20 protein-coding genes and 1 riboswitch are annotated in these 23816 nt (G+C 70.9%); of the genes, 6 read left to right on the plus strand and 14 right to left on the minus strand.

The window, feature by feature from the left end; genetic code table 11:
• The 3 genes from EV380_RS07685 to EV380_RS07695 form a co-directional block, all read right to left on the minus strand.
• Positions 1–933, minus strand: coding sequence for a GNAT family N-acetyltransferase (locus tag EV380_RS07685; RefSeq protein WP_102157588.1), 933 nt, complete (start codon positions 931–933; stop codon positions 1–3).
• A 2-nt stretch (positions 934–935) separates the two neighbouring features.
• Positions 936–2321: a glycine--tRNA ligase gene (locus EV380_RS07690; RefSeq protein ID WP_130450461.1), complete on the minus strand. Its 1386-nt coding sequence runs from the start codon at positions 2319–2321 to the stop codon at positions 936–938.
• Positions 2322–2411: 90 nt separating this feature from the next.
• Positions 2412–3392: a DMT family transporter gene (locus EV380_RS07695; RefSeq protein ID WP_130450463.1), complete on the minus strand. Its 981-nt coding sequence runs from the start codon at positions 3390–3392 to the stop codon at positions 2412–2414.
• 106 nt (positions 3393–3498) lie between these two features.
• Here EV380_RS07695 and EV380_RS07700 point away from each other — a divergent pair, with 106 nt between their 5' ends.
• The gene (locus EV380_RS07700) at positions 3499–3732 is read left to right on the plus strand and encodes an RNA-binding S4 domain-containing protein (RefSeq protein ID WP_102157585.1); all 234 of its coding nucleotides are present in this window, start codon (positions 3499–3501) and stop codon (positions 3730–3732) included.
• A 12-nt stretch (positions 3733–3744) separates the two neighbouring features.
• Here EV380_RS07700 and EV380_RS07705 read toward each other — a convergent pair whose 3' ends face one another.
• From EV380_RS07705 to EV380_RS07715, 3 genes are all read right to left on the minus strand, one after another.
• On the minus strand, positions 3745–4398 hold the full coding sequence (locus EV380_RS07705) for an alpha/beta hydrolase (protein ID WP_130450465.1): 654 nt from the start codon (positions 4396–4398) through the stop codon (positions 3745–3747).
• A 57-nt stretch (positions 4399–4455) separates the two neighbouring features.
• Positions 4456–5631, minus strand: a complete 1176-nt coding sequence (gene metX, locus EV380_RS07710) for a homoserine O-acetyltransferase MetX (protein ID WP_130452131.1) — start codon at positions 5629–5631, stop codon at positions 4456–4458.
• Between the two features lie 115 nt (positions 5632–5746).
• Positions 5747–7096, minus strand: a complete 1350-nt coding sequence (locus EV380_RS07715; protein ID WP_130450467.1) for a bifunctional o-acetylhomoserine/o-acetylserine sulfhydrylase — start codon at positions 7094–7096, stop codon at positions 5747–5749.
• Between the two features lie 69 nt (positions 7097–7165).
• A riboswitch (SAM riboswitch) is annotated at positions 7166–7281 on the minus strand.
• Positions 7282–7425: 144 nt separating this feature from the next.
• On the opposite strand from EV380_RS07715, the gene EV380_RS07720 reads away from it, so the two are divergent.
• Positions 7426–8073: a VOC family protein gene (locus tag EV380_RS07720; protein WP_130450469.1), complete on the plus strand. Its 648-nt coding sequence runs from the start codon at positions 7426–7428 to the stop codon at positions 8071–8073.
• Positions 8074–8161: 88 nt separating this feature from the next.
• Here EV380_RS07720 and EV380_RS07725 read toward each other — a convergent pair whose 3' ends face one another.
• Positions 8162–9007, minus strand: coding sequence for a CPBP family intramembrane glutamic endopeptidase (locus tag EV380_RS07725; RefSeq protein ID WP_130450471.1), 846 nt, complete (start codon positions 9005–9007; stop codon positions 8162–8164).
• Between the two features lie 12 nt (positions 9008–9019).
• On the opposite strand from EV380_RS07725, the gene EV380_RS07730 reads away from it, so the two are divergent.
• Positions 9020–9931, plus strand: coding sequence for a phosphotransferase family protein (locus EV380_RS07730; protein ID WP_130450473.1), 912 nt, complete (start codon positions 9020–9022; stop codon positions 9929–9931).
• Positions 9932–10032: 101 nt separating this feature from the next.
• Here EV380_RS07730 and tpx read toward each other — a convergent pair whose 3' ends face one another.
• On the minus strand, positions 10033–10530 hold the full coding sequence (tpx, locus tag EV380_RS07735; RefSeq protein ID WP_130450475.1) for a thiol peroxidase: 498 nt from the start codon (positions 10528–10530) through the stop codon (positions 10033–10035).
• Between the two features lie 74 nt (positions 10531–10604).
• Here tpx and EV380_RS07740 point away from each other — a divergent pair, with 74 nt between their 5' ends.
• Complete coding sequence (locus EV380_RS07740; protein ID WP_130450477.1) at positions 10605–11153, plus strand: HutD/Ves family protein; 549 nt, start codon at positions 10605–10607, stop codon at positions 11151–11153.
• Between the two features lie 131 nt (positions 11154–11284).
• Here EV380_RS07740 and hutI read toward each other — a convergent pair whose 3' ends face one another.
• From hutI to EV380_RS07770, 6 genes are read right to left on the minus strand one after another with little or no spacing between them, the layout of a single operon-like run.
• On the minus strand, positions 11285–12481 hold the full coding sequence (gene hutI, locus EV380_RS07745; RefSeq protein WP_130450479.1) for an imidazolonepropionase: 1197 nt from the start codon (positions 12479–12481) through the stop codon (positions 11285–11287).
• Positions 12478–13698 (minus strand): formimidoylglutamate deiminase, encoded by a 1221-nt coding sequence (locus EV380_RS07750; RefSeq protein WP_130450481.1) that lies wholly within the window; start codon positions 13696–13698, stop codon positions 12478–12480. Before EV380_RS07750 ends, hutI begins: the two co-directional genes overlap by 4 nt.
• Positions 13695–15011, minus strand: a complete 1317-nt coding sequence (locus tag EV380_RS07755) for an allantoate amidohydrolase (RefSeq protein WP_130450483.1) — start codon at positions 15009–15011, stop codon at positions 13695–13697. Before EV380_RS07755 ends, EV380_RS07750 begins: the two co-directional genes overlap by 4 nt.
• Position 15012: 1 nt before the next feature.
• Positions 15013–16350 (minus strand): YjiH family protein, encoded by a 1338-nt coding sequence (locus EV380_RS07760; RefSeq protein WP_130450485.1) that lies wholly within the window; start codon positions 16348–16350, stop codon positions 15013–15015.
• 9 nt (positions 16351–16359) lie between these two features.
• Positions 16360–18075, minus strand: coding sequence for a urocanate hydratase (locus tag EV380_RS07765; RefSeq protein ID WP_130450487.1), 1716 nt, complete (start codon positions 18073–18075; stop codon positions 16360–16362).
• Positions 18072–18785 carry an IclR family transcriptional regulator gene (locus EV380_RS07770; RefSeq protein WP_130450489.1) on the minus strand — a complete coding sequence of 238 codons (714 nt, stop codon included), beginning with the start codon at positions 18783–18785 and terminating at the stop codon, positions 18072–18074. The genes EV380_RS07765 and EV380_RS07770 overlap by 4 nt, the downstream gene beginning before the upstream one ends.
• A gap of 145 nt (positions 18786–18930) precedes the next feature.
• Between EV380_RS07770 and hutH the strand changes: the two genes are divergently transcribed.
• Together hutH and EV380_RS07780 are read left to right on the plus strand one after the other, a co-directional pair.
• On the plus strand, positions 18931–20493 hold the full coding sequence (gene hutH / locus EV380_RS07775; protein WP_130450491.1) for a histidine ammonia-lyase: 1563 nt from the start codon (positions 18931–18933) through the stop codon (positions 20491–20493).
• Positions 20494–20583: 90 nt separating this feature from the next.
• A complete protein-coding gene (locus EV380_RS07780) occupies positions 20584–23793 on the plus strand; it encodes an efflux RND transporter permease subunit (RefSeq protein WP_165391910.1) in 3210 nt (1069 codons plus the stop codon).
• Positions 23794–23816 lie beyond the last annotated feature (23 nt).

The raw sequence follows: 23816 nt of genomic DNA on the forward strand, positions 1-23816 counted from the left end.
CTAGTCGGTCGAGACGATGTGCGTGGTGGTCACGACCGTCGCCTGGCCGGCGGCGATCAGCCCGTCGACGACCTCGCGCAGGGCGGTCATGGCGTCGTCGACCTCGATCTTGACCGGGTACTGGTGCGCGAGCATCGCGATGAGGCCGAAGACCGCATGCTCGGCCGCGGACTTCTCGAGCTCCGGGTCCCAGCCGATGAGGACATCGGCCGGCGCGTCGAGCCGGTCCGGCTCGTAGCTGATCGCGAAGGAGAGGATCTTCCCGCCCTTGGCCTTGGGCTTGTCGCGCAGCACGACCGAACCTTTGGCGCCGGTCGCCTCCGAGAGCAGCATGGTCTGCGCGCGGCCGAGCGTCATGTCCGCACGGTCCCACTCGTGCACCGAGTTGTAGAACTCGGTGACCAGGCGGGTCAGCTCGACGGAGCCGGTGGCCGACTCCTCGAGGGTGAGCCCGTCGTCGGTGAACTCGGGCAGCTTCATGCCGCCCGGCTCGACGACGACAGCGCGCGAGCGCATGATCTGCGACTGGCCGACGGAGGCCGCGAACCCGGCGGAGGCGCCGGCGTCGTTCCCCTCATCCGTGTAACGGGACTTCAGCGCGGCGACGCCCGAGGGCGCGCCCTCGCGGCGCAACTGCCGCAGAAGCTCGGTCGCGATCCCCTGGCGCCGGTGGTCGCGGGCGACCTCGACGTAGAACCAGAGCCGGTCCGGGTGCAGCGAGGACTCGAACACGGTCGCCGCGGCGATCGGCACCCCCTGGTCCTCGGCGACGACGGTCCGCGCCCACGGGTCGTCGTGGCTGGCGCGCAGCATCGTGCGGTCGACGTGGGCCTGCGGCGTGGCCGGGTCGCCCCACACCTGCAGCAGCGCCAGGTCGTCGCCCTCGCGCCACGGGCGGTAGGTCAGGTGGTGAAGTCCGGGCTGCTCGGTCATGATCAGGCCCCCAGCAGGCGGGCGGCGAGGTAGGACTGGACGTTCTCGAGCGGCACTCGTTCCTGGCTCATCGTGTCGCGCTCGCGGATCGTCACGGCCTGGTCCTCGAGCGTGTCGAAGTCCACGGTGATGCAGAACGGGGTGCCGATCTCGTCCTGGCGGCGGTAACGGCGGCCGATCGCACCGGCGTCGTCGAAGTCGATGTTCCAGCGCTTGCGCAGGTCGGCGGCCAGGCTCTTGGCGGTCGGGGCCAGATCGTCCTTCTTCGACAGCGGCAGGACGGCGGCCTTGACCGGGGCCAGGCGCGGATCCAGCTTGAGGACGGTGCGCTTGTCCACCCCGCCCTTGGTGTTGGGGGCCTCGTCCTCGGTGTAGGCGTCGACGAGGAACGCCATCATGGAACGGGTCAGGCCGAAGGACGGCTCGATCACATACGGCGTGTACCGCTCGCCGGAGGCCTGATCGAAGTACTGCATCTTGGTGCCCGAACCCTTGGTGTGGCTCGAGAGGTCGAAGTCGGTGCGGTTGGCGACGCCCATCAGTTCGCCCCACTCGTTGCCGGTGAAGCCGAACTTGTACTCGAAGTCGATCGTGCCGGCGGAATAGTGGGCGCGCTCGTCCTCGGGGACGTCGAACCGCCGCATGTTCTCCGGATTGAGGCCCAGGTCTACGAACCAGTTCCAGCAGTCCTCGACCCACTCGGTGAAGAAGCGGTGCGCGTCCTCCGGTGCGGTGAAGAACTCGATCTCCATCTGCTCGAACTCGCGGGTGCGGAAGATGAAGTTGCCGGGGGTGATCTCGTTGCGGAAGGCCTTGCCGATCTGGCCGATGCCGAAAGGCGGCTTCTTCCGGGAGGCCTGGACCACGTTGAGGAAGTTTACGAAGATGCCCTGGGCCGTCTCGGGGCGCATGAAGTGCAGCCCCTCCTCGTTGTCCACGGGGCCGAGGAAGGTCTTGAGCAGGCCGGAGAACTGCTGCGGTTCCGTCCACTTGCCCTCCTGGCCGGTCTCCGGGTCCCGGACGTCCGCGAGGCCGTTCTCCGGCGGACGCCCGTGCTTGCGCTCGTAGGCCTCCAGGAGGTGGTCAGCACGGTAGCGCTTGTGGGTGTGCAGCGACTCGACGAGCGGGTCCGTGAAGGTCGCGACGTGGCCCGAAGCCTCCCAGACGGCCTTGGGCAGGATGATCGAGGAGTCCAGCCCGACCATGTCCTCGCGTCCGCGGACGAAGGTCTGCCACCATTCGCGCTTGATGTTCTCCTTCAGCTCCGTGCCCAGGGGTCCGTAGTCCCACGCGGAGCGGGAACCGCCGTAGATCTCACCGGCCTGGAAGACGAAGCCGCGCCGCTTGGCGAGGGAGATGACCTGATCGAGTTTGGACTGCGGTGCCATGAACTACTCCTGGTGGCGCGGCCGCTGGTTGCGGTCCGCCATGGGGGACAAATACCGAGTACACCCTAGCGGAAACGCACCCCGTTGGCCTCAGCGGAAGCGCAGCCCGCGGCCCGGCGCCGAGGCGATGACGACGGCGGCCAGCGCCACGAGCGTCCCCAGCACCGTCGATGCGCTCACGGTCGAGCCGGGAACGGGCGCGATCGCGTCGATGGCGAGGGACCCGAGCAGCTGACCGGCGATCAGGCCGAGGCTCGTCACGAGCACCCCGAGGAAGCGCACCAGCACGGCGCCGGCGCCGATGAAGAGGATGCCGAGCGGGCCGCCGAGATACATCCACCAGACGCCCGGGAGCGCACCGGCCGGGCCCGCGAACGGCAGCATGATCAGATACGTGAGAATCAGGGCGACGGTGCCGACCAGGAAATTGAAGAAGGTCGCCGGCAGCGGGTTCCCGTAGTGGCGGGTCTGCACCCCGTTCATGGCCTGCTGGAAACCCATGAGCAGGCCCGCGACGAACGGCATGAGCATCGGGCCGACGACGGCGAATCCCACTCCGCGCTCCGCGAGCGTGGGCCAGACGACCCAGAGGACGCCGGCGAGCGCGAGCAGCGCGCCGACGAACCGCTCCGTGCTGACGGGGCGGGGGCCGCCGGGGCCGAAGCCGATCCTGTCCACGACCAGGCCGGAGCCGATCTGTCCGGCCACGTTGGCGACCGTGAAGAGCGCGAGACCGAGGAAGGTCACCACGAGGCCCTGGCTGACAACGAAGAACGCACCGAAACCGCCGGCGAGCATGTACCACCAGGGGAAGTTGCCGGCGCGCACGTGGCCCGGCATCGCCCGCAGGCCGCGACGGCCGACAGGCAGCGCGAGGATCGCCACGCTCAGCAGGGCCAGGCCGACGCCGAAGGAGACGACGGCGGCGCCGACGCCGCTGCCGATCTCGTCGCCGAGGGCCCCGTTGACGCGCCCCTGCAGCGGCATGCCGCAGCCGGCGATGAGCGCCATGAGCAGACCGATCGGCAGCGGAAGTGCGGACCGGTCGGTTGCGCGGGCAGCGGGTGTCATTCGTCCTCTTCCTCGAGTCTGAGCCGCCGACGCCATGCGGCGAACGCGTTGCCCGGCGGCAGCGCGACCGGGCGTCGGTCATTCGGCCCGCCTACACTGTATAACCATGACGGACACCGCCCCTGAGACCATCTCCATCCGCGACGAATCCATCCGCCTCGGCCAGCTGCTCAAGCTCGCAAATCTCGTCGAGGACGGGATCGAGGCCAAGACCCTGATCGAGGAGGGGCACGTGCTGGTCAACGGCGAGACCGAAACGCGCCGCGGCCGCCAGGTCCGCCACGGCGACACCGTCACGCTCGATGAGAGCACGATCGCGGTGTCCTCCGAGCTGGCCTAGGGCCACCGGGCGCTAGGCCTCGACGGCCGCCAGCGGGATCGTCTGCCGCAGGAATTCGCAGACGTGCCCCATCTCGGTCGGGTTGATGCTGTGCGCCAAGTTCGCGTATTTCATCTTCGTCAACTTCGTCTTCGCGTTGGCCCACCGGTTCGTGAAGTCGATCTTCGCCTCGGTGATGACGGGGTCCGCGTCGCCCCGCCCCCAGAAGAGGGGCAGGCCGGCGGATGCGACGGCGTCGTCATGGAAGAAGTCGTTCTCACCCTCCACAGCGAAACCCGAGAGGCCGACGACGGCGGCGATCTCAGTCGGGCGGTGGCGCGCCACGGAGGTGGCCATCGCCATGCCCATCGAGAAGCCGAGCAGCGTCACCGAGGTGAACTGATCTTTGACCGTGTCGAGCCACCCGACGACGTCAGCCGCGGCACCGACCGCCTCCGGCGTCGAGTAGGACAGGTCGGACGCGAGGCCGAACCACGCGAAGCCGGGCCCGATCGCGTGCGGGGCACGGACCGACGCCAACGTGAATTCGGGCGGCAGCATCGGGGCGAGACCGATCAGGTCGCGCTCGTGGGACATGTATCCGTGGAACAGCACGATGAGCGGCGTCCCCGCGCGCTCCTCTTCAGGCCTGCTCCACACGACTTCAGGCTTCCATACACTCGTCATGGAACCCATTGAACCATCGGCGGGCGCCCGCCCCGGCGAGCGCGACACCCGTGCCGCTCAGTCGGCGAAGATCGTCCGCTTCAGCGCCGCGGAGAGCTGTTCGACGTCGGTGAGGAACCCGTCGTGACCGACCGGGGTGCGGATGTACTCGACGTTCGGTCGATTCGGCACGTGCGCGGCCATGGCCTCGGCCTGCGCGGGCCAGTAGAGGCGGTCGCTGTCGACGGCGGCGACGAAGAACTCGATGCCTTCGAGCGCGCCGAGCGCGGCCTCGACGCCGCCGCGGCCGCGCCCGACGTCGTGGCTCATGAGCGCTTCTGTGATCACGAGATAGGAGTTCGCGTCGAACCGCCCGACGAGTTTGGCCGCCTGGTAGTCCAGGTAGCTCTCCACCTGGTAGCGGCCGCGGTCGAGCGACGGGCTGCCCAAGGGCTGCTCGTCGCACTGGGGCTCACGGCCGAAGCGGGCGTCGAATTCGACGTCCGACCGGTAGGTGATGTGGGCCATCCGACGCGCGATCCCGAGCCCGGCGACGGGCCCCTCGCCGAATCCCGTCGCCTCGCCCGGGCCGGCCGCCGGCGCGCGGTAGTAGTCGCCGCCGGCGAAGTCCGGATCCAGCCGGATCGCCTGCGTCTGAATCTGGGCGAAGGCGATCTGCTCGGCGGTCGAGGCAGCCGTCGCGGCGATCGGCACGCAGCGCCGCACGCGCCCGGGCAGTGTCGCCGCCCATTCGAGGGCGCGGGCGCCTCCCATCGAGCCGCCGATCACGGTGTGCCAGGCGTCGACGCCGAGCGCGTCGGCCAGTCGCTCCTCGAGCCGGACCGAGTCGCGGATCGTCGTGAACGGGAACCGCGAACCCCATGCGCGGCCGTCCGGCGCGGCGCTGCCGGGACCGGTCGTGCCGTTGCAACCGCCGACCATGCCGGGGGCCACGACGAAGTATTTGTCCGTGTCGATGGTCCGACCGGGGCCGACGAACCCGTCCCACCATCCGGGCTCGTCGCTGATTCCACGGGCGACGTGGGTGTCTCCGGTCAGGGCGTGCAGCAGCAGCACCGCGTTGGCGGCGTCCGCGTCGAGCGTCCCCCACGTCTCGTAGGCGATATCGACGCCGGGAAGCGTCCCGCCGGTCTCGAACGCGAACTCGCCCGTGCGCAGTACGCGCAGCACTCCGTCCGCGTCCAGCGGCCGCTCCCCTGCCCCGGCACGCTTGGGCACGCCGGCTGCCTGCATGATCGTGTCGACGTCGCTACTCACTTCACCACTCGTGTTTCTCGTTGTTCACCTGTGCGAGCCGATGGTTCCTGCCGCCCCCATCGGGCCTTCGGGACGTTGCGGTCCATGGCGGTCAGGACACCGCAGCCTGCCGGCCGATTGCCGCCTCGACAGCCTCGAACCCGGTCTCCAGGTCGGCGAGGATGTCGTCGATGTGTTCAATGCCCACGGCGAGCCGCACCAGTCCCGGGCTGACCCCGGCGGCCCGCTGCTCCTCTTCGCTCAACTGCGCGTGCGTCGTGGAGGCCGGGTGGATCACCAGTGAACGGACGTCGCCGATGTTGGCGACGTGCGAGTGCAGGGTGAGCCCGTCGACGAAAGCCTGGCCGGCCACGGCGCCACCGGCCAGTTCGAAGGCGACGACGGAGCCCGTCCCGCGCGGCCCGTACTTGCGTCCGCGCTCGAACCAGGGGCTGGAGGTCAGGCCCGCGTAGGCGACCCTCACGACGTCGTCGCGGCTCTCGAGCCATTCGGCGACGGTCTGCGCGTTGGCGACGTGGCGCTCGACGCGCAGGCTGAGCGTCTCCAGGCCCTGCGCGATGAGGAACGCGTTGAACGGGGAGACCGCGGAGCCGAGGTCTCGAAGCAGCTGGACGCGCGCCTTGAGGATGTACGCGAGGTTCGCCCCGAGGGCGCTTCCGACGCCGAGGTCGCGGGCGTACACCAGTCCGTTGTAGGACTCGTCCGGGGTGTTGAAGGTCGCGAAGCGCTCGGGGTGCTGCGCGTAGTCGAACGTGCCACCGTCGACAATGACGCCCGCGATGGCAGTGCCGTGCCCGCCGAGGTACTTGGTCGCCGAGTGGATGACGACGTCGGCGCCCCATTCGAGCGGGCGGATCAGGTACGGCGTGGCGAGCGTGTTGTCGACGAGGAGCGGAACGCCGGCCGCGTGAGCCACGGACGCGATGCCCTCAATGTCGAGCACGTCCTGGCGCGGGTTGGAGACGACCTCGCCGAAGAACGCCTTGGTGTTCTCCTGCACGGCCGCGCGCCACTGCTCGAGGTCGTCCGGATCGGCCACGAACGTGACCTCGATTCCGAGGCGCTTGAGCGTGTGCTTGAACAGGTTCTGCGTGCCCCCGTAGAGGCTCGGGCTGGCGACGATGTGGTCTCCCGCCTCGGCCACGTTGAGCAGCGCGAACGTCGTGGCCGCCTGCCCCGAGGAGAGCAGCAGCGCGCCGACGCCGCCCTCGAGATCCGCGATGCGCGCTTCCACCGCGTCCGTGGTCGGATTCCCGATGCGCGTGTAGATCGGCTCGAGCTCGGCGAGCGCGAACCTGGCCGCGGCACTCTCGGCGCTCGGGAAGACGAACGAGGTGGTCTGGTAGATCGGCAGCGCCCGCGCGCCCGTTGCCGGATCCGGAGTCTGGCCCGAGTGGATCTGGCGGGTTTCGAACGACCAAGATGCGTTGGATGTAGTCATGGAGACTGTCCCCTCTAGAACATGGGGTCGGCCCACCCGGCCCGTACTGGGGCTGGTCTTCGGGAGGCGTTCCCGCGCTTGCCCGACACCGGTTGGCGACGAGCCAGGTCTTCACCCGGGGCACCCCACCGCGAGTGGAGGGTTGCCGGCCAGCAAACCGGGGTTTCGCGCTGGCACTCATGACCTTGTCCATCCAGTGTCGGCGAAGCCGCGCCGCTCCGCAACTCTGCCCCGGCATTCCCGTTTCATGACGTCTCATGCGCGCGCCCAGACGCCAACTTAGGGCTGCCTAAGTCGAGACGGATCTCACAAAGTGCCATCATGAGCACATGATGAGGTTGGACCACGTTTCATACGCTTGCGGACAAGACGGACTGACGGCCACGGCCGATCGGATCGCCGAAACACTGGGCCTCGAATCCGTGAAGGGCGGAGTCCACCCACGGTTCGGCACCAGGAATGTCATTTTCCCGATGCAGCACAACCAGTACCTCGAGGTCGTCGAGGTGCTGGACCACCCGGCGAGCAACAAGGCGCCTTTCGGACAGGCCGTGCGCGCCCGCTCCGAGGTCGGCGGCGGTTGGATGGGCTGGGTCGTCGCCGTCGACGACCTGGCGCCGTTCGAACGACGGCTCGGGCGCGACCGCGTTCCCGGCAACCGGAAGTTCCCGGACGGACAGGAGCTGACCTGGCAGCAGATCGGCATCAAGGGCCTGATCGCCGACCCGCAGGTTCCCTACATGATCCAGTGGGACGAGAGCTCCGCGGACCTGCACCCGTCGAAGGCCCTCGACGCCCCGGCGGGACAGATCGCCCAGATCTCGATCGCCGGTTCCAAGGACCGCGTCGCCGAGTGGCTGGGCCAGCCGGAGAAGTCTCCGCTGGGTGACGTCACGGTCGACTGGCAGGCTCCCAACGGGACCCCCGGCATCATGTCGGTCTCCTTCATGACCCCGCACGGCCTCGTGACCCTGTAGTCACCCGCGCACAGTCCCCCGTGGCCCCCGGCACGATCACTCGTGCCGGGGGCTTCCGCGTCCGCGGCACGGCGGCACCCGCGGGATGTCAGGTGCCGATGCCGATCGCGCTGCCGAGCAGGGCGTACCCGACGAAACCCGCGGCGTCGAGCAGTGTGTGGGCGACGACGAGCGGCATGACCCGCGGCTGCCCGCGCTCGACGCCGCGCCGGTAGAACCAGCCGAACACGATGCCCATCGCCACGTTCCCGAGGAATGGCCCGATGCCCTGGTAGAGGTGATAGCTGCCCCGCAGCAGCGCCGAGGCCAGGATGATGCTCCACGGCCCCCACGCCCCGCGCCCCCAGCCGAGCCGGCGCAGATGGTGGAACAGGAAGCCGACGACGATGACCTCCTCGAGGACGCCGTGCCGGATCGCGGAGAGCAGCAGCACCGGGATCGTCCACCAGTGCTCGTCGAGGTTCGCCGGCACGATCGCCGTGGTCACCCCCAGCGCCCGGCCGGCCGAGTACACCCCGAGTGTGCCCACGCCCATGGCGAGGAACAGCGCGAAGCCCGTTCCGACGTCGAACCCGATGCTCGCGCCCGCCGAACGATTCGGCCGGCGCACGCCGAACCCGAGCAGCGCGAACGGGTTGCGCCCCGTGAGCGCGAACAGCAGATACAGGGCCAGGGCGACGGGCACGAGCGCGAAGGAGACGTCGAGCAGCTGGTACGTCAGGTCGAACCCGGGGCGCCGGCTGAGCGAGCCGTTCATGCTGGTGGTCTGCTCCCCCAGCGGGGCGCGCGTGAGCTTGTCGAGCAGGCTGACCACGGAGTAGACGGCGGACTTGCCGAGCGAGAGCCCGAGCACCAGCGCGATCTCCACCCACAGCCGCACCCGCTCGGCGCGGGCGGGGGCGTGTAGTGGTTCGAGGTTCGCGGTCCGGCTCATAGGATCGATGGTATGCGCGCGCCCTATGAGAACGAGATCGCCCTCGCCGAGCACCTGCACCCCGGGCCCGACTGGCGCGGCGGGCGCGTGGCCGAGGGCGGCCAGTTTCATCTCGTGCTGATCGCCGAGGGCGCCGCCGTGCTGCGCATGGCCCGCGACGCGGCACAGGCAGCGGAGATGGCCCGCCGCACCGCGCTCGTCGATGCGCTCGCTCCGCAGGTGCCGTTCGCCGTCCCGCGCTCGCTCAGCGGCGTCTGGCGCGCACCGGACGCCTGCGCTACCGAGTACGACGCCGGCGGGCTGCCGGGCTGGGAGGTGCCGGCCGCCGTCGTGCAGGAGTACATTCCCGGTGCAGCGCACGAACCGCACACCGGCGACCCGGCCGCCCTACGGTCGATCCTCGAGGCGCTGGCGGACGTCGACGTCGCGCCGATCCGGCACCTGCTGGCACCGCCGTTCGCCTACCGGGGGCCGTGGACGGAACCGAAGATCGCCGCGACGCTCGACGCGCTGCGCGAGCATGCGCCGGACGAGGCGACCGGGGCGGCGCCCGTCGTGGACGCGGCCCGGGTGCTCGCTGCCCTGCGGGAGTTCGCGGAGCTGCGCGATTCCCTCGTGCACGGGGACCTGGCCGGGCACAACGTTCACTGGGTCGGCGGGCAGATCGCCGGGATCCTCGACTGGGATCTGGCCGCGGCGTGGGACCCGGCGCTCAACGTCGCGTACCTCGCGGCGTGGCACGGGCGGGAACTCGTCGGCGAACTCGCGGTCGACGCCGGCGAGGCGCGCCGGGCGAGGATCTGGGACGGGGCGATGCTCCTCGAGACTGTCTTCAACGCGAGCCTGCGCGGCGACGACCCGGACTGGCCGAAACTCATGCGCCGGGCGGTGCCGCGTCTCGAGACGGCAGCCGCGGCGATCTAGCGGCGCGCCATCGTCCGAGACCGGGCGCACGGCGAGGCCCCCGCCGTCGTCGTGACGTCGGGGGCCTCGTTGTACCGGGTCGGGCGCGGCGGCCCATTGGTTTAGGAGAGGGCGGAGATCGCGGCCTCGTAGTTCGGCTCTTCGGTGGTCTCTGCGACCTGCTCGGTGTAGATCACGTTGTGTTCGGCGTCGAGGACGACGACGGCGCGGGACTTGAGCCCGGCCAGCGGGCCGGTCTCGAACTTCACGCCGTAGTCATCGCCGAAGGTCGAGCGGAAGGTCGAGCCGGTGACGACGTTCTCGATGCCTTCGGCGCCGCAGAAGCGGGCCTGGGCGAACGGAAGGTCGGCGGAGAGGCACACGACGGCGGTGTTCTCCAGCTCGGCCGCGCGCTTGTTGAATTCGCGCACGCTGGCGGCGCACGTTCCGGTGTCGACGCTCGGGAAGATGTTCAGGACCACGCGCTTGCCGGCGAAGTCGGAGAGGTTCACGTCCGACAGATCGGTGCCGGTCAGCGTGAAGGCGGGGGCGGCGCTGCCCACTGCGGGGAGCTCGCCGACGGTCTGGATTTCGGAGCCCTTAAGGGTGATGGTAGCCATGGCTCATGTCTACCACGGCCGCTCCGCGAGTTTCCAACGCCGCGACAGTGTGACACAGGCCGTAGTCTGGACACATGGCAGAGTCACCGCAGCACGTCATCCGCACCGCCGACCTCCCCGTCTCGCCGTGGCGCAACGGCCGCGGTAAGACCCGGGAAATCCTGGCCGCTGACGGCCGCCGACTGAGCCTCGCCCTCGTCGACCAGCCCGGCGAGTTCTCCTCCTTCGCCGGCTACACTCGCGTCCAGACCGTCATCGAGGGCGACCTGCTGCTGCTGGAGATCGACGGCCGCGAGCACGCGCTCGAGCAGTACCGGCCGTTCACGTACGACGGCGGCGCGGCCACGTCGGCGGTCCTGCCGACCGGCCCGGTGGTCGCCCTCAACGCCTTCGCCGGGCCCGGCACCGAGGTCTTCGTCCTGATCCTCGAGCTCTCCAAGAAGCGCCCGCTGCCGCTCGTCGACGACCAGTACGGCATGCTGCTCTCCGGTCACGGACGGCTATCCGCCGATGGCGCTGACGACGAGCTCGCCGAGCTGGACGTCGTCGTCGGCTCCAACTCCTCGGACACGGCGGTCTCCGGGCGCGGATTCTTCGCCGTCGTCACGTTCCAGGACGCCTGACCGTCCGGCCCGGTGCGACTCACCCCGTTGTGGCCGCGCACTTGCCCCGATCGACAATGCCTGAAGCTTGTCGTCGGAGCAGGCGAGGCCTGAAAACGGGGTAACTCGCACTTCCTGCTGGCCGCCGCGGGTCAGCCGCGCCCGTCCACCCGTTCGCCGGCGCGGAACACGGCCTGCGTGAGCGGCATGCCCGGCCGGTAGGCCAAATGCGCGGCCGCGGGGGCGTTGAGCAGCTGCAGGTCGGCGCGCTTGCCGACTTCGATGCTGCCGACGGTGTCCTGCACGCCGAGCGCGAGCGCCCCGCCGTACGTCGCCGCGCGCACGGCCTCGGTCACACTCAATCCCATTTGCAGCACGGCGGTGCCGACGCAGTAGGCCATGGACGTGGTGTAACTCGTGCCCGGGTTGCAGTTGGAGGCGAGGGCGATCTCGACGCCGGCGTCGAGCAGCTCGCGGCCGGGCGCGAGCGGCTGCCGCGTCGAGAGGTCGCACGCCGGCAGGCATGTGGCCACGACGCCGGGCGTGCCGGTCGCGCTCGCGACGTCCCACCCGGACCAGGTCCCGGCGAGCAGCTCGACGTCGGCCGGCTCCAGATAGTTGACGTGGTCGACGCTCGCCGCCCCGAACTCGACGGCCAGCCGCACGCCCGGGCCCGGGCCGAGCTGGTTGCCGTGCACGCGCAGGCCCAGCCCGGCGTCTCGGCACGCCGTCAGCACGCGTCGGGACTGGTCCTCGTCGAAGGCCCCCCGCTCGCAGAAGACGTCCGCGAACTGGGCGTACGGGCGCACAGCGTCGAGCATCTCGGTGCAGACGAGCTCGGTGTACTCGTCCGCGACGGCACCCGGCGGAACGAGGTGCGCGCCGAGGTAGGTGACCTGGTCGACGACGGACGAGGCGATGCGCGCGTGCCGGCGCTCCTCCTCCACGCTGAGCCCGTAGCCGGTCTTCGTCTCCAGGTACGTGGTCCCGCCCGCGGCGGCCTCGGCGACACGGCCGAGCAGCAAGCGCGTCAGCTCATAGTCGTCGGCGGCGCGCGTTGCCTCCATCGTCACGGAGATGCCGCCGGCGGCGTACGCCTCGCCGGCCATGCGGGCCTCGAACTCGGCCGAACGGTCGCCGGCGAACAGCAGGTGGGTGTGCGAGTCGACCCAGCCGGGCAGCCCGGCACGGGAGCCGGCGTCGTGCACGTCGTCCGCGGCCGGGGCGTCGGCGGCGGCGCCGATCCAGGCGAAACGCCCGTCCTCGACGACGACGGCCGCGTCGGTCAGGACGCGTCGCTCGGCGTCCTGGGTGGTCAGTTCGCCAATGTTGGTGATCAAGAGACTCATGAGAACTCCGGGTGGTCGGTCAGGAAACGGGCGTAGAGCTCGGCCGGGTCGCCGAGGCGGGTGTGCACGCCGTCCCGGGCGACCTCGACGCCGGCGATCGTCACCGAGGCGACGTCGGCGGCCGTTGCGGTCAGGGGCAGCTGCGGCGCGCGGGTCCCGGTGGTGCGCAGGCTGTCGGCGCGCACTCGCACGACGTCGTCGTTCGCCCCCAGCCCGAGGCTGGCGAGACCTCCGGCGCGGGCGGCCGCGGCGATCTCCGCCGGGGAGAACCGGCCGCGGATGCCGGTGCGCAGGCGTTCGCCGTGCTCGAGCGCGCGCATCTCCAGATACGGATCGACGACGGCGTGCTGGTCAGTGCCGAGCGCGATGACGGCGCCGGCGTCGGCGAGCTCGCGGGCCGGCCCGATCCCATCTGCGAGGTCCGCCTCCGTGGTCGGGCACATGACGATCGCGCAGCCGGCCGTGCCGAGGGCGGCGACGTCGGCCTCCGTCAGGTGGGTCGCGTGCACCGCCGAGAGCCGCGGAGTCAGCAACCCGTGGCGCTCGAGCAGGCCGGCGGGCGTGGTCCCGTGCGCGGCGAGGCACGCGGCGTTCTCGGCGGGCTGCTCGGAGAGGTGCACGTGCAGCGGCTCGTGCGCGGGCAGGCCGGCCGCGATGACGCCGAACTCGCCCGGCGGGACCGCGCGAACCGAGTGGATCGCCGCGCCGAGCGTGATCAGGCCGGTTCCGGCGTCCTCCTCGGCGAGCGCGGCGCGCAGGGACTCGTGCCGGGCGAGCCACCCGGCGGCGTCGCCGTCGCTGAAGCGGCGCTGCGTCTCGTTGAGCTCGAGCTGGCGGCCTTCGGCGTCGAGGCCGCCGGAGAGGTAGCACGTGTCGAGCAGCACGAGCCGGATGCCGGCGCTCCGCGCAGCCCGGGCGAGCGCGCGCTCCATGTCGTGGTCGGGATACGGCGTCCCGCCCGGAGCGTGGTGCAGGTAGTGGAATTCGCCGACGGCGGTCCATCCGGTGACAACCATCTCGGCGAACAGCGCGGTGGCCAGCTGCTCGTAGCCCTCGGGGTCCAGGGACTCGGCGGCCGCGTACATCTGCTCGCGCCACGTCCAGAAGTCGCCGGCTCCCCCGGCCGCGCCCTCGTGGGTGCGGCCGCGCAGGATCCGGTGGAAGGCGTGCGAGTGCGCGTTGATCGGCCCGGGCACGACGACGGTCGGGGCGCTCACAGGAGATCCTCCAGCGCGTCGGCGAGGGCGGCGGTGCCGGCGGTGGCGTCGTCGTCCTCGACGTACTCCTCGGGCGAGTGGCTGATGCCCGAGGGGTTGCGTACGAAGAGCATGCCGGTGGGCACCTCGGCGGCGAGGACGCCGGCGTCGTGCCCGGCGCCGGTGGCCAGCGCCGGGGCGCCCGGGATCGTGCGCGCCGTGGAGGCGGCCAGGGCGCGCGTGAGCGAGGCGTCGAAGTGCACGGTGGCCGAGAGCGACTCCTCGGTCAGCTCCACGCTGCACCCCTCGAGCGCGGCGATGCGCTGGGCCTGCTCGTGGATCTGCGTCACCAATGCGGCGGTGACGGCGTCGTCCGCGTGACGGACGTCCATCCAGAGGTCCACGCGGGAGGCGATCACGTTGGTGCCGCCGGGGACCGGCTCCAGCCGGCCGACCGTCGCACGGGCCCCCGGCTGCGCGGCACCGGTGCTGCGGATCGCGAGCACGGCCTGCGATGCGGCGATCATCGGGTCGGCGCGGTCGGTCATGAGCGTGGTGCCGGCGTGGTTGCCCTGGCCGGTGAAGGACAGGCGCCAGCGGCCGTGGCCGAGGATCGAGGAGGCGACGGCGACGGCGGGCCCGCGCCCGGCCGCGTCCGTGTACTCCTCAGTGTTCAGGCCGCGGCCCTGCTCCACGTGCAGCTCGACGAAGTCGCCGATGCGGGAGAGCGCGAGCTCGTCGCGGCCCATCGCGTCCGGGTCGAGCCCGATCGCGCGGGAGGCCTCGGCGAACGTCGTCCCGCGCTCGTCCTTGAGGTTCAGGGCGCGCACCGGGTCGATCGCGCCCGTGATGAGGCGCGAGCCCAGGCAGGCGACGCCGAACGCCGACCCTTCCTCCTCGGGGAAGACGGCGATCGCGAAGGCGCGGCGCCGGGCCAGCGTGCCGGCGGCCTCGCGGGCGGCAAGCACGTCGAACGCGGCGAGGGCGGAGGCGACACCGAGGGGGCCGTCGAAGGGCCCGCCGCCCGGCACCGAGTCGAGGTGGGAGCCGGTGACCAGCGCGCCGGCGCGGGGATCGGCACCGTCGGCGGCGGCGTCGTGCCCGGCGGGCAAGTCCCACCAGGCCCAGATGACACCGTTGGCGTCGCGCTCGACGGCGAGGCCGCGGGAGGTGGCTTCGGCGACGAACCACTCGCGCAGCTCGAGCTCGGCGGACGAGTAGACGGGGCGCGAGTAGCCGCCGCGGCGGGCGTCGCGGCCGGTGTCGGCAATCGCCGCCATGAGGGAGTTGACGGCGGCGAGGCGCGGGGCCTCGCCGATGAGGGCTTCTGTCATGTCATGACCTTCCGACGATGAGGTAGGCGAGGGGCGTGGCGATGATCAGGGTCAGGGCCACACGCTGGGCCCAGACGACCACGAGCTGCCACAGCTTGATCGGGATGCGCGTGGCCAGGATGCAGGGCACGAGCGCGGAGAAGAAGATGATCGCGGAGACGCAGACGACGCCGATGACCAGGCGCAGCAGCTCGGACGGATGCCCGGCCACGACGGTCGCCGGCAGGAACATTTCGGCGATGCCGACGGCCGAGGCCTTGGCCGCGAGCATCGGGTCCGGCAGCTGCAGCGCCCACGTGATCGGGAAGAACACGTACCCGAGCCAGTCGAAGACGGGCGTGTAGCGGGCCAGGACGAGTCCGAGCAGGCCGACCGAGAGGATCGAAGGCAGGATCGCCATCGCCATCAGCACGCCGTCCTTGAAGTTGCTCCAGACGTTGCGGCCGAGGCTCGGGGCCTGGGCGAGGACGCCGCGTGCCTCCGACCAGGCCGCCGCGAGACGGCTGCCGGTGACCTTCCGCTCCGGCTTCGCCTCGACGCCCTCGAAGGTCTCGTCGGGGATGCGGCTCAGCGGCGGGATCCGGACCGTGATCGCGGTGACCGCGAACGTGACGGCGAACGTCAGGAAGAAGTACGGCAGCCAGAGGTGCATGAGCTCCAGGGTCTTGGCGACGATCAGCATGAACGTCACCGAGACGGTCGAGAAGCCGGTGGCGATGATCGCCGCGTCCCGCGCCGTGTAGCGCCCGGACTGGTAGACCCGGTTGGTGATCAGCAGGCCCAGGGAGTAGCTGCCCACGAAGGAGGCGACGGCGTCGATCGCCGAGCGCCCGGGCGTGCGCCACAGCGGGCGCATGACGGGCTGGAGTATCACGCCGACGAACTCCATGAGCCCGTACCCGACCAGCAGGGCCAGGAACACGGCCCCGATCGGGACGATGAGCCCGACCGGGATCACGAGCTTCTCGAACAGGAACGGTCCGAGGTCCGGTTCGAACAGCCACGCCGGACCGACGCCGAAGACGAGCGCAACGCCCGCGGCCAGGCCGGCGATGTTCAGGAAGGCGAACACGCGCTTGGTGCCGGACTCCCGCCAGCGCCCTGTCGCGAACGGGTACACGGTGCCCGCGGCGATCAGGGCCAGCGCGACGTACTTCACGGCGCCGCCGAGCAGCGTCGCCGCGAGGGTGACGAGGTGGTCGAGCGGGATCGTGTTCTTCTCCCCGATGGTGACGGGGACGAAGAACATGAAGAGGCCGATGGCGCTGTAGAGGAAGAAGCGCCAGAGTCCGCGCGTGGCGGCGGGTGCGGACGTCGTCGTCCGGCGTGGCTGTTCCATGGGACCCTCCTACTCCGCCATCGGGATGCGGACGCCGCGCTCGGCGGCGACCTCGTGGGCGCGGTCGTAGCCAGCGTCGACGTGACGGATGACGCCCATGCCCGGGTCGTTGGTCAGCAGCGCCTCGAGCTTAGCCGCGGCGAGCTCGGTGCCGTCGGCCACGGAGACCTGACCGGCGTGGATCGAGCGGCCGATGCCTACGCCGCCGCCGTGGTGGATCGAGACCCAGGTCGCGCCGGAGGACGCTGCCGTCAGGGCGTTGAGAAGCGGCCAGTCGGCGATCGCGTCGGAGCCGTCGGCCATGGCCTCGGTCTCGCGGTACGGGCTCGCGACGGAGCCGGAGTCGAGGTGGTCGCGGCCGATCACGATCGGAGCGGAGACCTTGCCCTCGGCGACGAGCCGGTTGAAGAGCAGGCCGGCCTTGGCACGGTCGCCGTAGCCGAGCCAGCAGATGCGCGCCGGCAGGCCCTCGAACTCGACGCGCTCAGCGGCGGCGTCGAGCCACTTGTGCAGGTGGGCGTTCTCCGGGAAGAGCTCCTTGAGCGCCTCATCGGTCACGCGGATGTCCTCCGGGTCGCCGGAGAGGGCCACCCAGCGGAACGGGCCGAGGCCCTCGCAGAAGAGCGGGCGGATGTACGCCGGGACGAAGCCGGGGAATTCGAAGGCGCGGTCGTAGCCGCCCGTGCGGGCCTCGTCGCGGATGGAGTTGCCGTAGTCGAAGACCTCGGCGCCGGCGTCCTGGAACTCGACCATGGCGCGCACCTGCTTGGCCATCGAGGCCTGGGCCTTGAGCGTGAAGTCCTCCGGGTCGGCGGCGGCCGCGGCGTGCCACTGCTCCACGGAGGTGCCCTCGGGCAAGTAGGACAGCGGGTCGTGCGCGGAGGTCTGGTCGGTGACGACGTCGATCGTCAGCTCGCCTGCGTTGTGGCGACGCAGGAGTTCGCCGAAGACCTCGGCGGCGTTGCCGACGTAGCCCACGGACCAGCCGCGGCGCTCGGCCTTGGCCTGGTTGACCTTGGCGATGGCCGTGTCGAGGTCGGTCTCGACCTCGTCGAGGTAGCGCTTGGAGGCGCGGCGGCGCAGCCGGGTCTCGTCGACGTCGACGATGAGGCACGCGCCGTCGTTCAGGGTCACGGCGAGCGGCTGGGCGCCGCCCATGCCGCCGCAGCCGCCCGTGAGGGTCAGCGTGCCGGCGAGAGGGCCCTCGTTCTCGGCGCCCGCGGCGAGGCGGCCCTCTGCCTGGAGCTTGCGGCCGACGGCGGCGAAGGTCTCGTAGGTGCCCTGCAGGATGCCCTGGGTGCCGATGTAGATCCAGGACCCGGCGGTCATCTGGCCGTACATCATGAGCTCCTCGGCCTCGAGCTTGCGGAACTCGGGCCAGTTCGCCCAGTCGCCGACGAGGTTGGAGTTGGCGATGAGCACGCGCGGGGCCCACTTGTTGGTCGTGAAGACGCCGACGGGCTTGCCGGACTGCACGAGCAGGGTCTCGTTGTCCTCGAGGTTCTCGAGCGTGCGCGTGATGGCGTCGTACGCCTCCCACGAGCGGGCGGCACGGCCGGTGCCGCCGTAGACCACGAGGTCCTCGGGACGCTCGGCGACCTCGGGATCGAGGTTGTTCATCAGCATGCGCAGCGGGGCCTCGGTCTGCCAGGACTTGGCGGTGATCTCGGTGCCGCGCGCCGCGCGGATGCTGCGGGACGGGTCGTGCTGGGTGAAGGTGCTCATGTGGTTCTCTCCTTGGTCGCGGCGTCAGCGGCGCTGGCCGGGGTCTGTTCTGTCGTGAGTAGGTGTGCGGCCTCGAGCGCCACACGGGCGCCGATCGAGGCGGTGATCTCTTCGGTGATGCGGTAGGTGGGGACGACGACGGAGAGCGCGGCGACGACGCGCTCGTCGCCGGCCGTGCCGACCGTGACGGGCGCGGCGATCGCCGTGACGTCCTTTTCGACGCCACGGTCGACGACGACGTACCCGGCTTCCGGGGTACCCCCGCGCAGGACGGTGCCGACGGCGGTCCCCTCCAGCGGGATGCTGCGCCCGACCCACGAGGCGTGGCGGACCGAGTGGGTGCCCTCCTCGACCGCGATGTAGATGCTGTGCTCTTGCGCGGTGCCGCCGGCGGCCGGGACGCTCAGGTACGCCGACTCGCCCGTCATCGCCACGAGCCGGCGCAGCGGTTCGGCGGCGAGGGAGACGAGCGATTCGTGGCTGAGCGCCTGGGCGCCCAGCTGGACGATGCGCATCCCGGGCCGGTAACCGGCGTCGTCCTCCTTGCGGACGAAGCCGCTGGCCTCGAGCGTGCGCAGCAGGCGCAGGGCCGTGGAGGCCGAGAGCCCGGTCTCGCGGGCGGCCTCCGCGAGGCTGAGGCTGCCGGAATCGCACACGGCGCCGAGCAGCGCGAGCGCCCGGTCGACGGTGCGGGTTCCCGATTCGGCCATGATCCCTCCTTGATTCTTCCGAAGTTTTCGTCCGCAGAGGCCCTCCGGTCTTGCCACCGGACGAAATCTACGTTTCACTTATTGAAACGTGAATTGCACCGATTGGCAAGACCCCGAAGTCATCGCCCCACCCGGAAGGACTCCCATGACCACCACGATCCCGCTCACCCCCGCAGCGCTCTCCCCCGAGGACGTCGTCGCGGTCGCCCGCCACGGCGCGCACGTGAGCATCTCCGCCGAATCCGCGGCCGCCATGCGGGAATCGCGCCAAGTCATCGACGACCTCGCGCACGACACCCGCCCGCACTACGGCGTCTCCACCGGCTTCGGAGCGCTGGCGACCAAGCAGATCCCGTCCGAGCTGCGCGCCCAGCTGCAGCGCTCCCTGATCCGCTCCCACGCCGCCTCGTCCGGCGCCGAGGTCGACCGCGAGATCGTGCGCGGCCTCATGCTCAACCGCCTGCACACCATGGCGACGGGCCGCACGGGTGTTCGCCCCGAGGTCGCCGAGGCCTACGCCGCCGTCCTGAACGCCGGGATCACTCCGGTCGTCGGCGAATACGGTTCGCTCGGCTGCTCGGGTGACCTCGCCCCGCTTTCGCACTGCGCGCTCGCGGTCATGGGCGAGGGCAAGGTCCGCACCGCGAACGGCGAGCTCGTCGACGCCGCCGACGCGCTCGCCGCGGCCGGCATCACCCCCGTCGTCTTGGCCGAGAAGGAGGGCCTGGCCCTCATCAACGGCACCGACGGCATGCTCGGCATGCTGCTACTGGCCGCCTCCGACCTGCATCGCCTCGTCTCGACGGCCGACCTGGCCGCCGCGATGAGCGTCGAGGGCCTGCTCGGCACCGACAGCGTCTTCGCCGAGGACCTGCACGCCCTGCGCCCGCAGCCCGGGCAGCTCGCCTCGGCCGCCAACATGCGCGCGGTGCTGACCGGCTCGCCGCTGATCCAGGCGCAGAAGGACGGCGCTCACGCGTTCACCCGCGTGCAGGATGCGTACTCGCTGCGCTGTGCTCCGCAGGTTCACGGCGCGGTGCGCGCCACGCTGGACCACGCCGAGTCGGTCGCCGGCTACGAGCTGGCCTCCGCCGTCGACAACCCCGTCGTGACGACGGACGGCCGCGTCGAGTCCAACGGCAACTTCCACGGCGCCCCCGTCGGCTACGTGCTCGACTTCCTCGCGATCGCGACGGCGGATCTGGCCTCGATCTCCGAGCGCCGCACCGACCGCTTCCTCGATAAGGCCCGCAGCCACGGCCTCAACGCGTTCCTCGCCGACGACCCGGGTGTCGACTCGGGCCACATGATCGCCCAGTACACGCAGGCCGGCATCGTCTCGGAGCTCAAGCGCCTCGCGAACCCGGCCTCCGTCGACTCGATCCCGAGCTCGGCCATGCAGGAGGACCACGTGTCGATGGGCTGGGCGGCCGGCCTGAAGCTGCGCCGCAGCGTCGACGGCCTGACGCGCGTGCTCGCGATCGAGCTGCTCACGAGCGCCCGCGCCCTCGACATGCGCGACGGCGGCCTCGCCTCGGGCCAGTCCTCCCCCGTCATCACCGCCGTGCGCGCCGCGATCCGCGAGGTCGTCGAGGGCCCCGGCACGGACCGCTACCTGGCCCCGGAGATCGAGGCGGTCCGCCTACTCGTCGACGACGGCACGCTGCTCGCGGCCGCGAACTCGGCGGCGGCCTCGCCGTTGATCTGACCATAGGCCTTCCGGCACGCGGTCGCGGATATACTCAGTGGTAGTTCACCTGGTGAACGTCCCCGTATCCTCGACCGGAAGACGACTCCGTTGCAGTTTCTCGCACGTCTGAGCCTGAAGAACCGTGCAGTGGTGGCGCTGCTGACCCTCGTGATCGCCGCCGGCGGCCTGTACTCGATGGCCTCCTTGAAGCAGGAGCTCATCCCGGACATTGAGTTCGGACAGACCACGATCATGACCACGGCCCCGGGCGCCAGCTCGGAGGTCGTGGATGAACGTATTGCCCAGCCGCTCGCGGGCGCATTCGAGAACATCTCCGGTGTCGAGTCTGTCACGAGCACGTCCTCGCCGTCGTTGGCGATGATCACGGTCGCCTCGGCGTACGGCGAGGACCAGGCGCGGGTCGAGGCCGACCTGCGCAAGGCGATCGACTCGGTCTCCGACGAGCTCCCGGAGGGGACGGAGCCGCAGCTGATGGCCGGGTCGGTCGCCGACATCCCGGCCGTCATGCTGACCGTCTCCTCCCCGGCCGCGGCCGAGGACCTTTCGAGCGGTCTGCGCGATGCGTTCGTCCCGGAAATCGCGCGGATCGACGGTGTCCGCGAGGTCTCCGTCGCCGGCGGGGCGACGGAGCGCATCACCATCACGCCCGACGACGACGCTCTGGCCGCCGCCGGGCTGACCTCGCAGGCGTTCGCCGACGCGCTTGAGGCCAACGGGCAGCGGCTGCCGGCCGGGTCGCTGCTCATCGACGACGAGAACGTGTCGGTGACCGCCGGCCAGGCCGTCGAGACGCTCGAGGCGCTGCGCGAACTGCCGCTCGTGCCGACCGCTCCGCCGGCCGCCGCACCTCAGGACCCGCTGGATCCGGAAGCACCGCAAGCGCCACCGGAGCCGGCCCCCGTCCTCACGATCGACGACGTCGCGGACGTGGCCGTCGCCACCGAGGACGCCTCCTCCATCACTCGCACCAACGGAGAACCCAGCGTCTCGGTCACGATCACCAAGACGCCCGACGCCGACGTCGTGCGGCTCTCCCACGCGATCTCCGAGGCCGTGCCGGAGGCGACAGCTGCCCTCGAGGCCGGCCTAGGCGCCGAGGCGGAGGCCACGGTCATCTTCGACCAGGCGCCGTTCGTCGAGGAGTCGATTCGGCACCTGGCCATCGAGGGCGCGCTGGGTCTGCTCTTCGCCGTCGTCGTGATCCTGCTCTTCCTCTTCTCCCTGCGGGCGACAATCGTCACCGCGATCTCGATCCCGCTCTCCGTGCTCGTGACGTTCGCCGGCCTGCACGTGAGCGGCTACACGCTGAACATGCTCACGCTCGGCGCGCTGACGATCTCGGTCGGGCGCGTCGTCGACGACTCGATTGTGGTCATCGAGAACATCAAGCGGCACCTCTCCTACGGGGAGCGCAAGTCGGCCGCGGTGTTCACCGCGGTGCGCGAGGTCGCCGGGGCCATCACGTCCTCGACGCTCGCGACCGTCGTCGTGTTCCTGCCGATCGTCTTCGTTTCCGACGCCGTCGGCGAGCTGTTCCGGCCGTTCTCCCTGACCGTGACGATCGCGATGCTCTCCTCGCTGCTCGTCGCGCTGACGATCGTGCCGGTGCTCGCCTACTGGTTCATGAAGGCCCCCGCCGGGGACGTCGACGCCGACGCGGTCCGCCGGGAGGCCGAGGCGAAGGAGACCGGATCGAAGCTGCAGCGCGCGTACGTTCCGCTGCTGCGCCGCACCCAGCGCCACCCCGTGATCACCCTGATCGCGGCGGTCGCGATCCTCGTCGGCACGGGCGCCATGGTCCCGGCCCTGAAGGTGGACTTCCTGGGCAGCACGGGCTCGAACTCCGTCATGGTCAACCAGGACTTCGACGCTTCCGCTTCGCTCGAGGCAATCTCGCGGGACGCGGCGGACACCGAGGACGCCCTGCTCGGCGTGGACGGCGTCGAATCCGTGCTCCTCACGGTCGGCGGCGACGGCTTCAGCCGCGACGCTTCGACGGGCCTGTTCATGGTCACGACCGATGCCGCCCGCGACCAGGCCGAGATCCGCGAGACGCTCGAGGCCTCGGTCTCTGGGCTCGACGCGGCCGAGCGGATCAGCTTCGGCGAGAGTGCGTCCGTCGGCGCCACGACGGTCGACGTCGAGCTGACGTCGTCTGACGGCGAGGCCCTCGCCGAAGCGTCCGACGCCGTACTCGCCGCCCTGGACGGCACCCCGGACGCGGACGCGCCGAGTTCCGACCTGGCGGCCGTGCAGCCCTCCCTCGAGGTCCGAGTGGACCGCGCGGCCGCTGCCGAAGCCGGCCTGACGGAGCTGCAAGTCGCCTCGCTCGTCGCGGCGGCGGGCAACGAGCGTTCGATCGGAGAGCTGCGCATCGACGACCGCAACCTCTCAGTCTTCGTGGCCGGTGGCGACTCGTACGACTCCGCCGCCGAACTGCGTGAGCTGCCGATTCCGACGGCGGCCGGGCCGGTGCCGCTCGACGACCTCGCCGACATCGAGACCGTCGACGTGCAGGATGCGATCACCCGCTCCGGTACCGAGCGCGTCGCGACCGTCTCGCTGACACCTGCGGAGGGCCAGCTCGGTGCGGTGACGGCGGCCGTCTCCGAGCGCCTGGAGACCGCGGACATTCCCGCCGACGTCGACTACGAGATCGGCGGGGCCTCCGCTCAGCAGGCGGACTCGTTCCAGCAACTGGGACTGGCCATGCTCGCGGCGATCGCGATCGTCTACATCCTGCTCGTGGCAACCTTCAAGTCACTCATGCAGCCACTCATCCTGCTCATCTCGGTGCCGTTCGCCGCCACCGGCGCGATCCTGCTGATGCTGCTCACGGGCCGCCCGCTCGCGGTGGCCTCCCTCATCGGCATGCTGATGCTCATCGGCATCGTGGTCACCAACGCGATCGTGCTGATCGACCTCGTCAACCAGTACCGGCGCGACGGGCAGCCGCTCGCTGAGGCGGTCGAGAACGGCGCCCGGCAGCGCCTGCGGCCGATCCTGATGACGGCCCTGGCGACGATCTGCGCACTGCTGCCGATGGCGCTCGGGGTGACCGGATCGAGCGGGTTCATCTCCCGCGACCTGGCGATCGTCGTCATCGGCGGCCTCGTGTCCTCGACGGCGCTGACGCTGATCCTCGTCCCGGTGTTCTACCGGCTGTTCGAGGCCCGCAAGGAGCGCCGGCGGCCGGCCGCGGAACGCGAACCCGAGACCGGCCTGATCGACCTCATCGCAGCGGGCCAGCCGCTGCCCAGCCGGCGGGCCCTCCGCGCCCAGCGAGACGACCTCTGAACCTGGCGCGCGGCACCGGCCGC

The sequence above is a fragment of the Zhihengliuella halotolerans genome (genome assembly GCF_004217565.1).
Taxonomy (GTDB): Bacteria; Actinomycetota; Actinomycetes; order Actinomycetales; family Micrococcaceae; genus Zhihengliuella; species Zhihengliuella halotolerans.